Annotated in this window: 16 protein-coding genes; 8 read left to right on the top strand and 8 right to left on the bottom strand. The window is 71.2% G+C overall.

Annotation, left to right across the window (positions count from 1 at the left end; genetic code table 11):
- Positions 1-75 precede the first annotated feature (75 nt).
- The gene (locus MKK68_RS05065) at positions 76-3,495 is read right to left on the bottom strand and encodes an acyl-[ACP]--phospholipid O-acyltransferase (protein ID WP_244029116.1); all 3,420 of its coding nucleotides are present in this window, start codon (positions 3,493-3,495) and stop codon (positions 76-78) included.
- Positions 3,496-3,700: 205 nt separating this feature from the next.
- Here MKK68_RS05065 and MKK68_RS05060 point away from each other — a divergent pair, with 205 nt between their 5' ends.
- The 3 genes from MKK68_RS05060 to MKK68_RS05050 all read left to right on the top strand — a co-directional run bounded on the left by MKK68_RS05060 (position 3,701) and on the right by MKK68_RS05050 (position 7,877).
- The gene (locus MKK68_RS05060) at positions 3,701-4,321 is read left to right on the top strand and encodes a WHG domain-containing protein (protein ID WP_243935944.1); all 621 of its coding nucleotides are present in this window, start codon (positions 3,701-3,703) and stop codon (positions 4,319-4,321) included.
- A 60-nt stretch (positions 4,322-4,381) separates the two neighbouring features.
- On the top strand, positions 4,382-6,013 hold the full coding sequence (locus MKK68_RS05055; protein WP_244029114.1) for an alpha-D-glucose phosphate-specific phosphoglucomutase: 1,632 nt from the start codon (positions 4,382-4,384) through the stop codon (positions 6,011-6,013).
- Between the two features lie 211 nt (positions 6,014-6,224).
- Positions 6,225-7,877 (top strand): ABC transporter substrate-binding protein, encoded by a 1,653-nt coding sequence (locus MKK68_RS05050; RefSeq protein WP_244029112.1) that lies wholly within the window; start codon positions 6,225-6,227, stop codon positions 7,875-7,877.
- Positions 7,878-8,012: 135 nt separating this feature from the next.
- Here the strand turns inward: MKK68_RS05050 and MKK68_RS05045 are convergent, their stop codons facing one another.
- Complete coding sequence (locus MKK68_RS05045) at positions 8,013-8,951, bottom strand: LysR family transcriptional regulator (RefSeq protein WP_244029111.1); 939 nt, start codon at positions 8,949-8,951, stop codon at positions 8,013-8,015.
- Positions 8,952-9,048: 97 nt separating this feature from the next.
- Between MKK68_RS05045 and MKK68_RS05040 the strand changes: the two genes are divergently transcribed.
- Entirely contained in the window at positions 9,049-9,426 is a 378-nt protein-coding gene (locus MKK68_RS05040) for a hypothetical protein (RefSeq protein WP_244029109.1), read from the top strand.
- A gap of 70 nt (positions 9,427-9,496) precedes the next feature.
- Here MKK68_RS05040 and MKK68_RS05035 read toward each other — a convergent pair whose 3' ends face one another.
- Positions 9,497-10,444: a LysR family transcriptional regulator gene (locus MKK68_RS05035; RefSeq protein WP_244029107.1), complete on the bottom strand. Its 948-nt coding sequence runs from the start codon at positions 10,442-10,444 to the stop codon at positions 9,497-9,499.
- 137 nt (positions 10,445-10,581) lie between these two features.
- Here MKK68_RS05035 and MKK68_RS05030 point away from each other — a divergent pair, with 137 nt between their 5' ends.
- The 4 genes from MKK68_RS05030 to MKK68_RS05015 are packed head-to-tail and all read left to right on the top strand — an operon-like array spanning position 10,582 to position 12,568.
- Positions 10,582-11,157: a YceI family protein gene (locus tag MKK68_RS05030; protein ID WP_243935061.1), complete on the top strand. Its 576-nt coding sequence runs from the start codon at positions 10,582-10,584 to the stop codon at positions 11,155-11,157.
- A gap of 52 nt (positions 11,158-11,209) precedes the next feature.
- Entirely contained in the window at positions 11,210-11,815 is a 606-nt protein-coding gene (locus tag MKK68_RS05025; RefSeq protein WP_244029105.1) for a cytochrome b, read from the top strand.
- A complete protein-coding gene (locus MKK68_RS05020) occupies positions 11,812-12,378 on the top strand; it encodes a YceI family protein (protein WP_244029103.1) in 567 nt (188 codons plus the stop codon). The genes MKK68_RS05025 and MKK68_RS05020 overlap by 4 nt, the downstream gene beginning before the upstream one ends.
- A gap of 7 nt (positions 12,379-12,385) precedes the next feature.
- Positions 12,386-12,568 (top strand): hypothetical protein, encoded by a 183-nt coding sequence (locus MKK68_RS05015; RefSeq protein ID WP_244029101.1) that lies wholly within the window; start codon positions 12,386-12,388, stop codon positions 12,566-12,568.
- 6 nt (positions 12,569-12,574) lie between these two features.
- Here the strand turns inward: MKK68_RS05015 and MKK68_RS05010 are convergent, their stop codons facing one another.
- The 5 genes from MKK68_RS05010 to MKK68_RS04990 all read right to left on the bottom strand — a co-directional run bounded on the left by MKK68_RS05010 (position 12,575) and on the right by MKK68_RS04990 (position 15,122).
- Positions 12,575-12,778, bottom strand: coding sequence for a hypothetical protein (locus MKK68_RS05010; protein ID WP_147727083.1), 204 nt, complete (start codon positions 12,776-12,778; stop codon positions 12,575-12,577).
- Between the two features lie 130 nt (positions 12,779-12,908).
- Positions 12,909-13,160 carry a hypothetical protein gene (locus tag MKK68_RS05005; protein ID WP_147727082.1) on the bottom strand — a complete coding sequence of 84 codons (252 nt, stop codon included), beginning with the start codon at positions 13,158-13,160 and terminating at the stop codon, positions 12,909-12,911.
- 25 nt (positions 13,161-13,185) lie between these two features.
- On the bottom strand, positions 13,186-13,347 hold the full coding sequence (locus MKK68_RS05000) for a YqaE/Pmp3 family membrane protein (protein ID WP_187274833.1): 162 nt from the start codon (positions 13,345-13,347) through the stop codon (positions 13,186-13,188).
- Between the two features lie 234 nt (positions 13,348-13,581).
- Positions 13,582-14,610, bottom strand: a complete 1,029-nt coding sequence (locus MKK68_RS04995) for a DUF2891 domain-containing protein (protein WP_244029099.1) — start codon at positions 14,608-14,610, stop codon at positions 13,582-13,584.
- 89 nt (positions 14,611-14,699) lie between these two features.
- Complete coding sequence (locus tag MKK68_RS04990; protein ID WP_244029096.1) at positions 14,700-15,122, bottom strand: hypothetical protein; 423 nt, start codon at positions 15,120-15,122, stop codon at positions 14,700-14,702.
- Positions 15,123-15,147: the final 25 nt, after the last annotated feature.

The following is a 15,147-nucleotide window of genomic DNA, read 5'->3' as shown; positions in this document are numbered from 1 at the left end:
ACGGCGACAGGATATTCCGGTCGCACCCCTCCCCCGCAGAGGGGGAGGGAAGATGAAGTGTTGGCTCTCAGGCGATCACGCCGCCGTCGCCTCCTGCCCGCCCGCGCGCTCCTTCGCGAGCTTGGTCACCGCTACCTGATCGACCTTGCCGGTGCCGAGCATCGGGATCGCGTCGACCACTACCACCTCGGCCGGGATCGCGAGGTCGGGCGCGCCCCGGCCCTTGGCGAAGGTCTGGTAGGCGGCGCGCGTCGCGTCCTTGCGCTGGGTGAACAGCACCAGCCGCTCGCCCTTGCGCGCGTCCGGCACCGCGGCCACCGCGCTCGGGCTGTCCGGCCACAGGTCGGCGGCGGTCGCCTCGATGCCGGCGAGCGAGATCATCTCGCCGGCGATCTTGGCGAAGCGCTTGGCGCGGCCCTTGATCGCGACGAAGCCCTGCGCGTCGATGGCGACGATGTCGCCGGTGTCGTGCCACCCATCCACGGGAGCCTCCAGCACGCCGGGGTTCTCGGCGCGCAGGTAGCCGAGCATGATGTTGGGGCCGCGCACCACGAGGCGGCCGCCCTCCTCGATGCCGGGGACCGGGTCGAGGCGGTGCTCCATGCCCGGCACCAGGCGCCCGACGGTGCCGAAGCGGTTGAACATCGGCGTGTTGACCGCGACCACCGGTCCGCACTCGGTGACGCCGTAGCCCTCGAGGATGCGCAGGCCGAACTTCTCCGCGTAGGTCCGGCGGGTGGAATCCTTCACCGGCTCGGCGCCGGCCACGACGTAGCGCAAGCTGCGCAGGTCGTAGGCGTGCGCCACCTTGGCGTAGCCGGTCAGGAAAGTGTCGGTGCCGAACAGGACCGTGGCGTTCGAGCCGTAGACCAGCTCCGGCACGATCCGGTAGTGCAGCGGTGACGGGTAGAGGTAGACCGGCACGCCCGAGACCAGCGGCAGCACCAGCGCCGAGGTCAGCCCGAAGGCGTGGAAGATCGGCAGCACGTTGAACACCTTGTCGGATGGCCCGAAATCGATCCGGGCCGCGACCTGGGCGACGTTCGAGAGCATGCCGCGGTTGGCGACCATCACGCCCTTCGGCGTCCCCTCCGAGCCGGAGGTGAACAGGATCGCGGCCGCATCCTCTCCGGTCCGCGCCACGAGGGGCCTGCGCGCCGCCAGCAGCCCGCGGATCTTGTCGCCCGTCGTGATCGTGGCGCGCACGTCCTCCAGGTAGATCAGCTCGACCTTGTCCTTGATCGCCTCGACGAGGGGCCCGAGGCGGCCCTTCTCGATGAAGGCGCGCGAGGTGAGGATCTTCGTCACCTGCGCCGCCGTGCACGCGGAGAGGATGTTGGCCGCGCCGGCCGAGAAGTTGATCATCGCCGGCACCCGGCCGGCGGAGGCCAGCGCGAAGAACGTCACCGCGGCGCCGTTGGCGTTGGGCAGCATCAGCCCGATCGCCCGCCCCTCCCCCGCCAACGGCATCAGCTTGCGGCCGAGGATGTTGGCGCCCATCACGAGGCGCGAATAAGTGAGCTTGCCCGAGACCGGATCCTCCAGCGCCGTGCGGCGCCAGCCGAAGCGCTCGGCGGCCGCGATCAGCGCCGTCATCACGCTCCGGTCGATGTCGGTGGTGTCGAACACTAGCTCGGACATGATGCCGTAGAGCGCCGCGCCCGCCGCCTGCCGGCGCGCCTTGCCCTTCAGCTCCGGGTCGACCCCGAGCTTGACCGGCGGCATCACCGTGACGACCACCTTCGGCCACCAGCGCCGCTTCACCTGATCGCGGGACAGCCGCGAGAACACGGTCTTCTCGAGCCCCTCGATCCGCACCGGCAGGACCATCGCGCCGGACTTGTCGGCGATCAGGCCGGCGCCGTCGTAGACCTTCATCAGGCTGCCGGTGACGGTGAGGCGGCCTTCGGGGAAGATGATCAGGGTCTCGCCGCCCTTCACCGCGTTGATCAGCGAGCGGGTGGCGAGCGGCCGGGTCGGATCGAGCGGCATCGCCTTGGTGACCCGCAGGAACGGCTTCACCCACCAGCGCTGCGCGATGCCGTGGTCGACGGCGAAGACCGGCTCCTGGTCGAGCAGCGACAGGGCGAGCGGCGCGTCGAGGAACGAGACGTGGTTCAGGGCGACGATGCAGTTCGCGCCGGCCTTCTCGACGTTGTCGAGCCCGCGCACCTCGAGCCGGTAGAACGCCCGGAACAGGATCGACAGGAAGTCGCGGAACGGGCTCGTCTCCAGGGTGATGAGGACCACGACCGCGACGACGATGTTGAGCACCGCCACGAGCGCCAGCAGCGTCGCGCTCGAGAAGCCGGCGCCCTGGAGCGCGGCGAGCGCCAAGGTGCCGCCGACCATGAAGGCCGCGGTCATCACGTTGACGGCGCCGATGATGCGGGCGCGCTTGTCCTTGTCGGTCCAGGCCTGCACCGCGGCAAACGACGGCACGATGTAGAGGCCGCCGGCCATGGCCAGCCCGAGGAAGTCGATCGCCACCCGCAGGCCGGAGCCCGTGCGCAGGAAGTCGGCGGCGCCGATCATCGCGCCGGGCTCGGGCGCGTGGTGGGCGACCGTCCAGGCGAGGTCGAGGCCGAACAGGGCCATCAGCAGCGCGCCGACGGGGGTGGGCAGCAGCACGATCCGCCCGCTGCACAGCCACGAGGCCAGGCCCGAGCCCAGCGCGATGCCGACCGAGAACACCGCGAGCAGCAACGTGACCACCGTCTCCGAGCCGTTGAAGTCGTGGCGCACCAGCAGCGGCAGCAAGGACAGCACCACCACGCCGACGAGCCAGAACCAGCTGACGATGATCGAGCCGCGCCACAGGCGGCGGTCGCTCCACAGGTCGCGCAGCAGGGCCACGGTGGAGCGTGCGACGTTGCGGTCGACCTGCAGCTCGGGCGCGCCCTCGCCGGTGCGCGGGATCGCCCGCGCCGCGAGCCAGCACAGCACGGCGAAGGCCATGATCAGGCCGCCGAAGACGAGGTGCGAGCCGCCCATGGCGCTGGCGAAGCCGGCGGCGATCGTGCCGAGCAGGATCGCGAGAAAGGTCGCGGCCTCGACCAGCGCGTTGCCGGCCGGCAGCTCCTCGCGGCGCAGGTGGTCGGGGAGGATGCCGTACTTGATCGGCCCGAACAGGGCCGCGATCGTCCCGAACAGCCCGAGCGCGACGAACAGGATCGGCACCGAGGCGAGGAAGAACCCGAGCACCGCGGTGCCGGCGGCGAAGATCTCGGCGAACTTCAGCCGCTTGGCGATCACCGCCTTGTCGTAGCGGTCGGCGAGCTCGCCCCCGAGGCCCGACAGGATGAAGAACGGCCCGATGAACACGGCGCTCGCCAGCGTCACCAGGATGCCGGAATCGGAATCGCCGCCTTGCGAGACCTTGAACAGGATCAGGAAGGCGAGCGCGTTCTTCAGGAAGTTGTCGTTGAAGGCCGAGAAGAACTGGCACCAGAACAGCGGCGCGAAACGCCGGGCGGTCATCAGCGAACGGAACATGGCGGTCTCCCCGGCTGGGCCATGACTGGCTCAACCCGTGCGGTCGCGTCAAATCCCGGGCCCGGTGCGATCCAAGCTGGACGACGGCATTTGAACAACGTGCAAACTAAGCGATCGCGGGCGGTGCGCAAGCTTGTTCTTGCACGCCGTGCAATCTATCGCTGCATCCCGTGCGCGACCGCACGGGACACCGCGGATGCATAGCGTGAAGACCGTTAAGAAGCGCGCCGCCGGCCCGCGCGGCGACGTCGACCGGGCCGGCTTCCTCGCGCTGGTCTGCGAGGCCGCCGAGGGCATCGTCCGGAACCAGGGCGTGCGCGCCCTCGGGATGCGGCCGCTCGCCGCCGCGATCGGCTACGCGCCGAACTCGATCTACAATGCGGTCGGCGATCTCGACGCGGTGCTGCTGCGGGTGAACGCCCGCACCTTCGCCCGGCTGCGGGACGCGCTCGCGGCGGCCCTCGACCCGGCGGGGTCGCCGCGGGCGAACGCGGCGGCCCTGGCCTCCGCTTACCTCGCCTTCGTCGCCGCGGATCCGGCGATCTGGAGCCTCGTCTCCGACCAGGCGCCCGCGCGCGGCGCCGCGGTGCCGGACTGGTACTGGGAGGCGTTGGCCTCCGCGACCGGCCTCGTCGACGGAACGCTGCAGCCGCTGCTGCCCGACGCCGCCGAGCGCGCCCAGGCGGTGGCCGCCCTGTGGGCGTCGCTGCACGGGCTCGCCTCGCTCTCGACCTCGGGCAAGCTCGGGGCGCTGACCGACGCCGCCCCCGCGGACCTCGCGCGGATGCTCGTCGCCCGCTTCCTGGCGGCGGATCCGGCGGGCTGATTGACCGCTCCCGCGAAACCGGGTTGTTGGGCGGAAAGTCCCTGAGAGATCGAGCGAACCATGGTCCTGAAACGCGTGCCGACGACGCCGTTCTCCGATCAGAAGCCCGGCACGTCCGGCTTGCGCAAGAAGGTCGCCCACTTCCGCCGGCCGCACTACGTCGAGACCTTCGTCCAGGCGATCGTCCAGTCCGTCGCCGGCCGCGAGGGCGCGACCCTGGTGCTCGGCGGCGACGGGCGCTTCTTCAACCGCGCGGTGGTCCAGACCACGCTGAAGATCGCCGCCGCCAACGGCTTCGGCCGCGTCCTCGTCGGCCGGGGCGGCCTGCTCTCGACGCCGGCCGCGTCCTGCGTGATCCGCAAAGCCGGCGCGATCGGCGGCATCATCCTCTCGGCGAGCCATAATCCCGGCGGGCCGGACGGCGATTTCGGCATCAAGTTCAACACCGCCAACGGCGGCCCGGCGCCCGAGAGCGTCACCGAGGCGATCTATTCCGCGACGAAGACGCTGACGGACTATCGCATCGCCGACGTGCCCGACCTCGACCTCGACCAGGTCGGGGCGACGCGGATCGGCGACATGGTCGTGGAGGTGATCGATCCGGTTGCAGACTACGCCGCGCTGATGGCCGAGCTGATCGATTTCGACGCGATCCGCCGCCTGTTCGCATCCGGCTTCCGCATGCGCTTCGATGCGATGAGCGCGGTGACCGGCCCCTACGCCCACGCGATCCTCGAAGGCATGCTCGGCGCCGAGCCCGGCACGGTGGTGAACGGCGAGCCGAAGGAGGATTTCGGCGGCCACCACCCCGATCCGAACCCGGTCCACGCCCACGACCTCTACCAGCTGATGCTCGGCCCCGACGCGCCGGATTTCGGCGCGGCCTCGGACGGCGACGGCGACCGCAACATGATCGTCGCGCCGGGCCTGTTCGTGACCCCGAGCGACAGCCTCGCGATCCTGGCGGCGCACGCAAGCGTCGCGCCCGGCTACGCATCCGGGCTCGCCGGCATCGCCCGCTCGATGCCGACGAGCCGCGCGGCCGACCGCGTCGCGGCCCGCCTCGGGATCGGCGCCTACGAGACGCCGACCGGGTGGAAGTTCTTCGGCACGCTGCTCGATGCCGGCTTGATCACGCTCTGCGGCGAGGAGAGCGCCGGCACCGGCTCGAACCACGTCCGCGAGAAGGACGGGCTGTGGGCGGTGCTGCTCTGGCTCAACATCCTGGCCGCGACGGGCAAGCGCGCCGACGCGATCGTGCGCGAGCACTGGGCGGAGTACGGGCGCGACTACTACGCCCGGCACGATTACGAGGAGATCGCCTCGGACGCCGCCAACCGGCTGATGGACGGGTTGCGGGACAAGCTCGCGGAGCTGCCCGGCCGGCGGATCGGCGACGTCACGGTCTCGGCGGCGGACGATTTCCGCTACGTCGACCCGGTCGACGGCTCGGTGAGCGAGCGCCAGGGCATTCGCGTCACCTTCGCGGAGGATGCCCGCATCGTCTACCGCCTGTCCGGCACCGGCACGGCGGGCGCGACGCTGCGCGTCTACATCGAGCGCTACGAGGGGGCGCCGGACCGGCTCGAGCGGCCGGTCGCCGCGGTGCTGGCTCCGCTGGTCGCCGTCGCCCGCGAGCTGGCGGAGATCGAGGCGCTGACCGGACGGGCCGAGCCGAGCGTGGTGACGTGAGCCGGAACCGATCCCGGTAGACTACCGGTTGCGGAGGTGCCGGGCGGCGCTTGGCATATTGTGTGCCTCCCATGTCGGCACGAGCCCGCGCGGCGGAACGCAAGGAGGTCCTCCTTGCCCGTGGATCGGTGATGCCGTCCGATCGACGGAGGGCGTCGCCGTTTTCTTTCGTCGCGCGGATCGTTCCCGTTCCGCGATCGAAAAGTGCCCGATGGACAAGACTTCGCTCACGCGCCGCAACCTCATGCTCGGCAGCGTCGCCCTCGGCGCGCTCGGGGTGGGCTGGCCGCTCGCCGCGCCCGGCGCCCTCGCTCAGGGGGGCTCGGCGCCCGGCGGCAAACCCGCGGGCACCCTGACCTACGGCATCTCGATGTCGGACCTGCCGCTCACCACCGGGCAGCCGGACAAGGGCGCGGGCGGCTACCAGTTCACCGGGCTGACCCTCTACGATCCGCTGATCGCCTGGGAGCTCGACGTTGCGGACCGCCCCGGCAGGATGGTGCCCGGCCTCGCGACGTCCTGGGAGAGCGACCCGGCCGACCGCAAGAACTGGACGTTCCACCTGCGCGACGGGGTGAAGTTCCACGACGGCTCGGCCTTCGATGCGGACGCGGTGATCTGGAACTTCGACAAGGTGCTCAACAAGGAGGCGCCGCACTTCGACCAGCGCCAGGCCGCCCAGGTGAGGCCGCGCCTGCCCGGCGTGGCGTCGTATCGGAAGCTCGATGCGATGACCGTGCAGGTGACGACGAAGACCGCCGACAGCCTGTTCCCCTACCAGATGCTGTGGTTCCTGATCTCGTCGCCGGCCGGGTTCGAGGCGGCCGGGCGCGACTGGTCGAAGTTCGCGTTCCAGCCCTCCGGGACCGGGCCTTACAAGATCGGCCAGCTCCAGCCCCGCGTCCGCCTCGAGCTCGTGGCGAACGAGGCCTACTGGAACCCCAAGCGCGCCCCGAAGCTCGCCAAGCTGACGCTGGCCTGCGTGCCCGAAGACCTCGCCCGCGTGAACGCGCTCCTGTCGGGCAACGTCGACCTGATCGAATTGCCCGCGCCCGACGCCGTGCCGCGTCTGAAGGCCGCCGGCATGCGGATCGTCGGCAACGACACGCCGCATGTCTGGAACTATCACCTCTCGATGGTCGAGGGCTCGCCCTGGCGCGACATCCGCCTGCGCAAGGCCGCCAACCTCGCGATCGACCGCGACGGCGTGGTGCAGCTGATGGGCGGCCTGGCCGCCCCGGCCGTCGGGCAGGTGCAGGCGTCGAGCCCGTGGTTCGGCAAGCCGACCTTCCAGATCAAGACCGACGTCGCGGCGGCCAAGACGCTCGTGGAGGAGGCCGGCTTCTCGGTGAAGAACCCGGTCAAGGCGACGATCCTGATCCCCACCGGCGGCACCGGGCAGATGCTGTCCCTGCCGATCAACGAGTTCATCCAGCAGAGCTGGGCCGAGATCGGCATCCAGGTCGAGTTCAAGACCGTCGAGCTGGAGGTCGCCTATACCGGCTGGCGCCAGGGCGCGGCCGACCCGAGCCAGAAGGGCGTCTCGGCCGGCAACATCGCCTACGTCACCTCCGATCCGTTCTACGCGATCCTGCGCTTCTACGATTCGCGCCAGATCGCCCCGAACGGCGTGAACTGGAGCCACTGGAAGAACGCCGAGGTCGATGCGCTCTGCGACAAGGTCAAGGCCAGCCTCGACCCGGCGGAGCAGGACAAGCTGCTGGCCCGCATCCACGAGATCGTAGTCGACGAGGCGGTGCAGGTCTGGGTCGTGCACGACACCAACCCGCACGCGCTCTCGCCGAAGGTGAAGGGCTACACCCAGGCCCAGCACTGGTTCCAGGACCTGACGACGCTGGCGTGATGGGGCGGCGCGGGTTTCCTTCGCTACCGGATCGCGCAGATGCGTGACGGGTACTCCCTCCCCCGCAGAGGGGGGAGGGAAGAGCGTGGTCAGGGATGCGGGGTCGGCGATGCGCCGGCCCCCTGCCCCACCCCGTCAAAGCCGCTCGACCTCGGCCGTCGCGCCCGCCAGCCGCACCAGCACCTGCCGCAGCCAGCGGTGGGCCGGGTCGTCGTCGTAGGAGGCGTGCCACAGCATCGAGACCGAGACCGCGTCCAGCTCCACCGGCGCCGGGCTCACCGTCAGCCCGAGCGCGTCGGCGAAGTAGGTCGCGAGCCGCGCGTGCATCGTCGTGATCACCGGGGCGGCGCGCACCAGGAACGGCACCACCAGGAACCGCGGCGTCGTCAGCGCCAGCGTCCGCGCCCGCCCGAGCTTGGCCAGCGCGTCGTCCACGACACCGTGGGCGGTCTCGCGCAGGCTGGTGAGGATGTGCGGGAAGCGCAGGTAGTCGTCCAGGGAGATCGGCGGCGCGAGCCCGACCTGGCCGGCGTCGAACAGGCAGACGTAGGTGTCGCGGTAGAGCAGGCGCTGCTTGTGATGGGTCTGTCCCTCGAACCCGAAGCCGATGGCGAGGTCGACCCGGTCGGCGTCGAGCTCCTCCAGGATGTGCGTGCGGTCGACCGAGCGCAGCAGCAGGCGGATGCCCGGCGCCTCGGCGCGCAGGTAGCCGAGCAGCCGGGGCCCGAGCAGGACCTCGGTGCTGTCCGGCAGGCTGACCGTGAAGGTCCGCTCGGTCGTGGCCGGATCGAACGCCGCCTCGCGCCGGACGATCGCCTGGATCTGCCGCAGGGCCGCGCGGACGGGCTCGGCCAGCGCCAGGGCACGTGGCGTCGGCCGCATGCCGTCGGGGGCGCGGGTCAGCAGCTCGTCGTCGAACAGCCGGCGCAGGCGGGCGAGGCTCGAGCTCATCGCCGACTGGCCGATGCCGATGCGAGCCGCGGCGCGGGTCACGCTGCGCTCGGCCAGCATCGCGTCGAGGGCGACGAGCAGATTCAGGTCGATGCGGCTAAGATCGATGTGATCGATAGTCATCAGCGATACGATCGGTTTGATCCATGCTGCACTGCAGAACATATTCGTGACCAAGGCAAGGGCATCGGGCCCTTGGCAGCACGAAGGTCACACGATCATGTCCATCAAGACTCGCCGCCGCACCGTCGCCCTAGCGGCCATCGTCGCCCTCACCGCCGGCCTCGGCGGTGCAGGCGCAGCCGAGATCAAGCCGGCCGCGGCCGGCAGCGTCGACCTCGGGACCCTGTCCGGCGTCGCCTACTACACCGCCGAGCCGAAAGGGTATCGCGTCGTCGTCACCCTGGCGCCGCGCGCCGCAGCCCCCGCCGTCCGCTTCGAGACGGTCCTGGCCGACGACCAGAGCGTGACGCTCTCGACCCCGCGCCCGGCCGACTCGCCCGCCGAGACGATCGAGATCAGCCGCGTCGGCGACCGCATCCTGGTCCAGCCCTCCCGGACCAAGGCCGTCACGCTGGAAGCCGCGGCCGTCGACTGAGCGCTCCGGGCATGCCCGGCCGTGCCGACCCTCCCGGCCTCGCGACGAGGCCGGGAGCCGGCAGACGCCGTCAGGCCGGATCATGGAGCCGCCGACCGGACGACGCGCGCGCCACCTCCGCGCGGACATGCTCGCGGAACAGCCGGACCCGCGCCGGCAATTCGCGCCCCGCGAGGCTGACCGCCCGGAGCGTCCCGCCGCGGCTCGCCCAATCGGGCATCACCGGAACCAGCGTGCCGGCGCCCAGCGCCTTCGCGGCGACGAGGCTCGGGATGTGGCCGATGCCGACGCTGGCCAGCGTCAACCGCAGCACGGTGGCGAAATCCGTCGCCCGCACCACCGGGCGCACGTCGATCAGCGCCTCGCGCCCGAGCCGGTCCGACACCGCGATCTGCGAGGCGCCGACGCGCTCGCGCGAGAACACCACGTCGTGGTCGCAGAGCCCGGCGAGGTCGGCCGGAGCCGGCTTCCGAGCGAGATAGGCCGGGGCGGCGTAGAGGCCGATCGTCAGCTCGGCGAGGATCGGCGCCATGTAGCCGCTGTCCGGATGCGCGCCGCCGAGCCGCAGGGCGAGGTCGACGCGGTTGGCGGCGAGGTCCAGCCGGTTGTCGGTGATCAGCAGTTCGATGGTGATCTGCGGGTAGCGCGCGCGGAAGCTCGCCACGAGATCGGGCAGCACCTCGACGCCGAAATCGATGGAGGCGGTGACGCGCAGGTGCCCGCGCGGTTCGGTTCGGGCGCCGCGCGCCGTCTCCAAAGCCTCGTCGAGGAGCGCAAGGCTCTCCTGGGCGCGGGCGTGGAAGGCCAGCCCGTCGGCCGTCGGCGAGACCGCGCGCGAGGTTCGCGCCAGCAGCGTCACGCCGAGCACCGCCTCCAGTCGCGAGACACGGCGGCTGACGCTGCCCTTGGTCTCGCGCACGAAGGCCGCCGCCTGGGTCACGCTGCCGAGGTCGACCACCGCGCAGAAGGCACGCACGTCGTCGAGATGCCCGGTGAAGGTTTCCGGAATCGCAACCATGCGTCTCCGGTTACCGCGCTTCCGCACCGCTGGGAAGCGGCCTATCTCGGCGCTTCCGAACGGCGCATCCCGCCGTGCCAGCGAGCCCGGAGCTCTTCGTGAAGCCCTTCAGCCCCTCCGCCCTGTCGATCGCACTCATGCTCGCCGCCGCCCCGGCGCTGGCGCAGACACCGCCGACCCGCGACCCGGCCCAGATCCAGGCCGGCGCCTACGCGGTCGATGCCGGCCACACCCAGGTCGGGTTCACCGTGTCGCACATGGGCTTCTCGAACTATTCCGGCGGGTTCTCCGAGGTTTCGGGCACTCTCGACCTTCAGCCGAAGAGCCCGGCCCAGAGCAGCCTCAAGATTACGATTCCCGTCGCGTCGGTCACCACCACCAGCTCCAAGCTCACCGACGAGCTGAAGGGCGACCAGTGGCTCGACGCGACCAAGTACCCGGAGATGACCTTCGTCTCGACCAAGGTCACGCCCGAGGGCAAGGACAAGGCCAAGGTCGCCGGCAACCTGACGCTCCACGGCGTGACCAAGCCGGTGACCCTCGACGTGACCCTGGTCGGCGCCGGCGTGAACCCGCTGAGCAAGAAGTACACGGTCGGCTTCGACGCCAAGGGCACGATCAAGCGCTCGGAATTCGGCGTGAAGACCTACGTGCCGCTGATCGGCGACGAGCTGCACCTCACCATCGCCGGCGCGTTCGAGCGCACCGAATAGGCCCAAGCCGCGCACGACCGCGGGCCCCGAGATCGCGATGCCAGGAACGACCATGCTAGAGGCCGTGGCCCCTGCCCCGCTCCGGTACACCCGCGTCGCGATCGCCTTCCACTGGGCGATCGCGGCCCTGGTGCTCGCGCTCCTCGGCATCGGCCTCGCGATGACGCATGCGGACCTGGCGCCGATGCGCCGGTTCCAGCTCTACCAGTGGCACAAGTCGGTCGGCATCACCGTGCTCGTGCTGTCGCTGCTCCGGCTCGGCTGGCGCGCCTTCCACAGGCCCCCGCCCCTGCCGGCGGCGATGCCGGCCCTGGAGCGCGGCGCGGCGCATCTCGCCCACGTCGTGCTCTACGCCCTGATCATCGCGATGCCCCTGGTCGGCTGGGCGCTGGTCTCGGCCTCGCCGTTCAACATCCCGACGGTCCTGTACGGCGTCGTGCCCTGGCCGCATCTGCCGATCGTCACGGACCTCCCGAACAAGGCGGCGGTGGAGGCCGGATTGAAGCTGGTCCATGCGTCCGGCGCCTGGTTCCTGATCGCCCTTCTCGTGCTGCATGCCGGCGCCGCCCTGCGGCACCATTTCGTCCTGCGGGACGACACCCTGCGGCGGATGCTGCCGTCGCTCGGCCCAACCCGCCGCGAGGTTTCGCCCCGATGACGTATCGCCTGCTGCTCGCCGCCGCGATCCTTGCCGCACCCGCCTGCACCGAGGCCGCGGATTGGGCCGTCGATCCGGCCAAGAGCCGCCTCGGCTTCTCGGGGGTTCAGGTCGGCGTCCCGTTCAAGGGCCGCTTCAAGCGCTTCGAGGCCGAGATCGCCTTCGACCCGGCCGTCCCGGAGACCGGGCATGCGCTGGTGACCGTCGACCTCGCCAGCGCCGAGACCGGCGACGTCCAGCGCGACGAGGCCCTGCCGCAGGCCGACTGGTTCGCCACCAAGGCGACGCCTCAGGCCCGCTTCGAGGCGACGCGCTTCGTGCCCAGGGGCGGCGACGCCTACGAGGCCGTCGGCAGCCTCACGATCCGCGGCATCCGCCGCGACGCGACCCTGCCCTTCCGCCTCACCCTTGCCGGCGATGCCGCTCACGCCACCGGGCATCTCGATCTCGTGCGCACCGATTTCGGCGTCGGGCAGGGGCCGTGGGCGTCGGGCCAGTGGGTCGCCCTCGAGGTCGGCGTCGACCTCGATCTCGTGGCGCGCCGGAAGGACGCTGCGCGCTAGGATCGCGATGCTCGAAGTGCCGGCTGCCTGCGACCTCGGCCGGCCCGCGGCCGGTCGTCCTTCGCCGAGCCGGACCCACTTCCGAGCCGACGCGGCCGAGGCCGCGCCGAACGAAGCCGAAGGCGCGGATGACCGGCGGCGCAAGGGCGCAGCCGGTCGGGATCTCGGCGCGACCGCGCCCGTCGACTAACGGCGATCACCGGTCGCGAAACGTCGTCGCCCGGTCGCCCTCGAGCGGGCCCTTGGAGCCCGGGACCAGGCCGCTGTCGATCAGCCAGAGGGCCAGCGCCGCGGCTGCGATCAGCGTCGCCAGCGATCCGAGCCGCCCGATATGCCGGCGCGTTACCAGCATCACCACGAGGATGCCGAGGAAGGCCAGCAGAAGCACGGTCATCAGCATGGGCCTATCCTTCGGATGGAGGTGCACTCCGGGAGCCTGCCGGGTCCGGAGACGCCCTCATGCGGAGCGGCCCTTCGACCTCATCGCGGCGGATCCGACATCTCGCGCCTCGGTGCCGGCTGCGACCTCCTCATGGCCGCGGCGCCGCGGGTGGGGTTGCCGGCGTCGTGCCGGGCTGCGTCGGCGCCTGTGGGTTCGGAGGCGCCGGCGCCGGCTGCCCGGGCCCGGCCGGCGGAACACCAGGGCCGGTCTGCAATGTCTGGTCGGCCTTCGTCTGGATCTGATCGGCGGTCTGCTGGGTGATCAAGCCGTAGGACACGGCGACGGCCAAGGCGACGGCGAGGATCGCCCCGATGATCGTCTTCGCGAGCCTGCTCTGCATGAAAGCCTCCCCAGGTCCGACGCCCCTACGCAGCTTCCTTGCGCGTGACCACCAGGGCCCAGATCGTTGCCGGAATCCAGCCGATGACGGTGATGTGGAGGAGGATGCACAGGATGCCCTGGATCACCTTCCCGCGCAGGAACATCGCCAGCCACGGCGCCAGGAAGCAGATGATGATCATGACCATGGCGCGTCGCATCCCCAGACGATGTCGGCGGCCGCACGGCGTCGGCGATGCTGCCCCGCACACTCAGGCTGTTTCAGCCCGATTTGTTCCGACTCAGGCTCGCCCAAGCGGCGTGGGCGCGGTGAGGGAGCCTGTCGCCACGGTTGGCATGCTTTGTCGTTTGACCGACCGTTGCGGATCGGCGGTCGGCGTTCCTGGCTGCCGCTCCGGGCCGCCCCTCGTCTGGCTCGAAGGTCATCCCTCCCGGCCGCTCGCAGGTTCCGTATCCATTGCCAGCACCGCAAAGCTGGCGAGCCAGTGGGCGCCCATGTAGTGCGTCGTCAGGTGCGGGAGGCTGGCGTCGAGATGCGCCTCGGCTGCTTCCAGCATCATCGGCCGGCGGGGATCGCCCGACGGCAGCGCTCCGGCCAGCGCGCGGAAGCACCAGGCCCGGCTCAGGTTGAGACCGTCGAGATGGGCGATCTTGCCGTCGCTGCGATCCGTCGGGACGACCGGCGCGAACAGAGTTGCGGGCTGGCCGTGGGCGAGGCGCGGCAGGAAGCGATCGAGCCACGGGAGGAAGCGCGCCGACGGGAGCAGGCGTCGCATGCATTCCGCTTCGATCAGGCTGGGCGACTGGAACTCGTCGCCCCCCGGCTCGCCCCAGGCCGGGCAGTCGACATCCTCACCGTACCAGGCCTCGGCGGTGTCGGCGAGGAGCTTGGCCAGGGCCGCGTCGCCGGTTCCCTCGGCATGGTCGAAGGCCATCCGCAGGCCGAAGGCGGTGTTGGAATGGATGCCGACGCGCACCGGGTAGCCGGCGATCGGCAGGAAGTCCCGGAAGCGTTGCGCGAACAATCCGGCGAGGGGGGCGAGCGCGCGGGACCATCGCGTCTCCGGTAGGTGCCGCAGCTCGTCGGCGAGCTTCAGGAGCCAGGCCCATCCGTAGGGGCGCTCGAACCCCCGCGCGGTCGGGGCGGCGAGATAGGCGCACTCGCCGGCGATCTTCTCGTCCGTCAGCTGGCAATCGAACAGGGCGCGGATCGCGGGCGCCTCGGCGCCGTCCGGGAAGCGGCGGAGCAGGCGCGCCAGGAGCCAGTGGCCGTGGACGCACGAGTGCCAATCGTAGCTGCCGTAAAAGACCGGGTGCAGCGTCTCCGGCGTGGCCGCATCCTCCGGTCCCCGCAGCACATGGGCCAGGTGGTTCGGATATTCCCGGGTGACATGCCCGAGCGTCACGACGGCGAAGCGGGCGGCGACCTCTGGGGTCAAGCTGTGGCGCAATGCGGATCTCCCGGCGAGGCGGCGCGAAGCCGGGCCTGGGGCCGCCCGCGGCGTCCCGAGGTCCTGCTTCGCGCCCCTGGATGGGCCGCCTACCTGCCGGGTCCCACCGGCACCGGGGCGGGGGGCGGCGCCAGCACCAGCGGACCGGTGATCGGCCGCAGGGCGTCGTTCAGGGGCGCCATCGCGGTGTCGAAGGCGCGCAGGCCCGCGTTGATCGGCGTCACGATCGCGCCGACCGGGGCGGCCACGAAGGCGGCCAGGTCGGGGCCGAACGTCTTCTCGGGCCGGGCCGCCTTGCGGACCGGCGCGGGGGCCGCCGCGGCGCCGAGCTCCTTCGCCCCGCCGAGCTCCTTCGCCCCGCCCTGCAGCTGGTTGCGCATCGCCTTGGTGTCGCTGTTGTACTGCGAGTCCTGGCCGCCGAGCTCCAGGCCGGGATCGGGGCGCCTCGCCTGCGCCGCCGCCAGGCCGGGCTCGGCCAGGATCGCCGCCGCCATCACGGCCGCATGAACCATCGTCCTCATCCGCTTGCTCCCCTCG

Origin of the sequence: Methylobacterium sp. E-016 (genome assembly GCF_022829745.1) — a bacterium.
In the GTDB taxonomy this organism is placed as follows: domain Bacteria; phylum Pseudomonadota; class Alphaproteobacteria; order Rhizobiales; family Beijerinckiaceae; genus Methylobacterium.
Note: the sequence above shows the minus strand (reverse complement) of the source record. Positions and strands in the feature narration are given on the sequence as shown.

Bases quoted from the DNA above. Each gene is read 5' to 3' on its own strand.
- MKK68_RS05020 (WP_244029103.1), top strand. From the start codon at position 11,812: ATGACGTATCGCCTGCTGCTCGCCGCCGCGATCCTTGCCGCACCCGCC.
- MKK68_RS05025 (WP_244029105.1), top strand. From the start codon at position 11,210: ATGCTAGAGGCCGTGGCCCCTGCCCCGCTCCGGTACACCCGCGTCGCG.
- MKK68_RS05065 (WP_244029116.1), bottom strand. From the start codon at position 3,495: ATGTTCCGTTCGCTGATGACCGCCCGGCGTTTCGCGCCGCTGTTCTGG.
- MKK68_RS05045 (WP_244029111.1), bottom strand. From the start codon at position 8,951: ATGACTATCGATCACATCGATCTTAGCCGCATCGACCTGAATCTGCTC.
- MKK68_RS05015 (WP_244029101.1), top strand. From the start codon at position 12,386: ATGCTCGAAGTGCCGGCTGCCTGCGACCTCGGCCGGCCCGCGGCCGGT.
- MKK68_RS05050 (WP_244029112.1), top strand. From the start codon at position 6,225: ATGGACAAGACTTCGCTCACGCGCCGCAACCTCATGCTCGGCAGCGTC.
- MKK68_RS05040 (WP_244029109.1), top strand. From the start codon at position 9,049: ATGTCCATCAAGACTCGCCGCCGCACCGTCGCCCTAGCGGCCATCGTC.
- MKK68_RS05055 (WP_244029114.1), top strand. From the start codon at position 4,382: ATGGTCCTGAAACGCGTGCCGACGACGCCGTTCTCCGATCAGAAGCCC.
- MKK68_RS05000 (WP_187274833.1), bottom strand. From the start codon at position 13,347: ATGGTCATGATCATCATCTGCTTCCTGGCGCCGTGGCTGGCGATGTTC.
- MKK68_RS04990 (WP_244029096.1), bottom strand. From the start codon at position 15,122: ATGGTTCATGCGGCCGTGATGGCGGCGGCGATCCTGGCCGAGCCCGGC.
- MKK68_RS05010 (WP_147727083.1), bottom strand. From the start codon at position 12,778: ATGCTGATGACCGTGCTTCTGCTGGCCTTCCTCGGCATCCTCGTGGTG.
- MKK68_RS05005 (WP_147727082.1), bottom strand. From the start codon at position 13,160: ATGCAGAGCAGGCTCGCGAAGACGATCATCGGGGCGATCCTCGCCGTC.
- MKK68_RS05035 (WP_244029107.1), bottom strand. From the start codon at position 10,444: ATGGTTGCGATTCCGGAAACCTTCACCGGGCATCTCGACGACGTGCGT.
- MKK68_RS05030 (WP_243935061.1), top strand. From the start codon at position 10,582: ATGCTCGCCGCCGCCCCGGCGCTGGCGCAGACACCGCCGACCCGCGAC.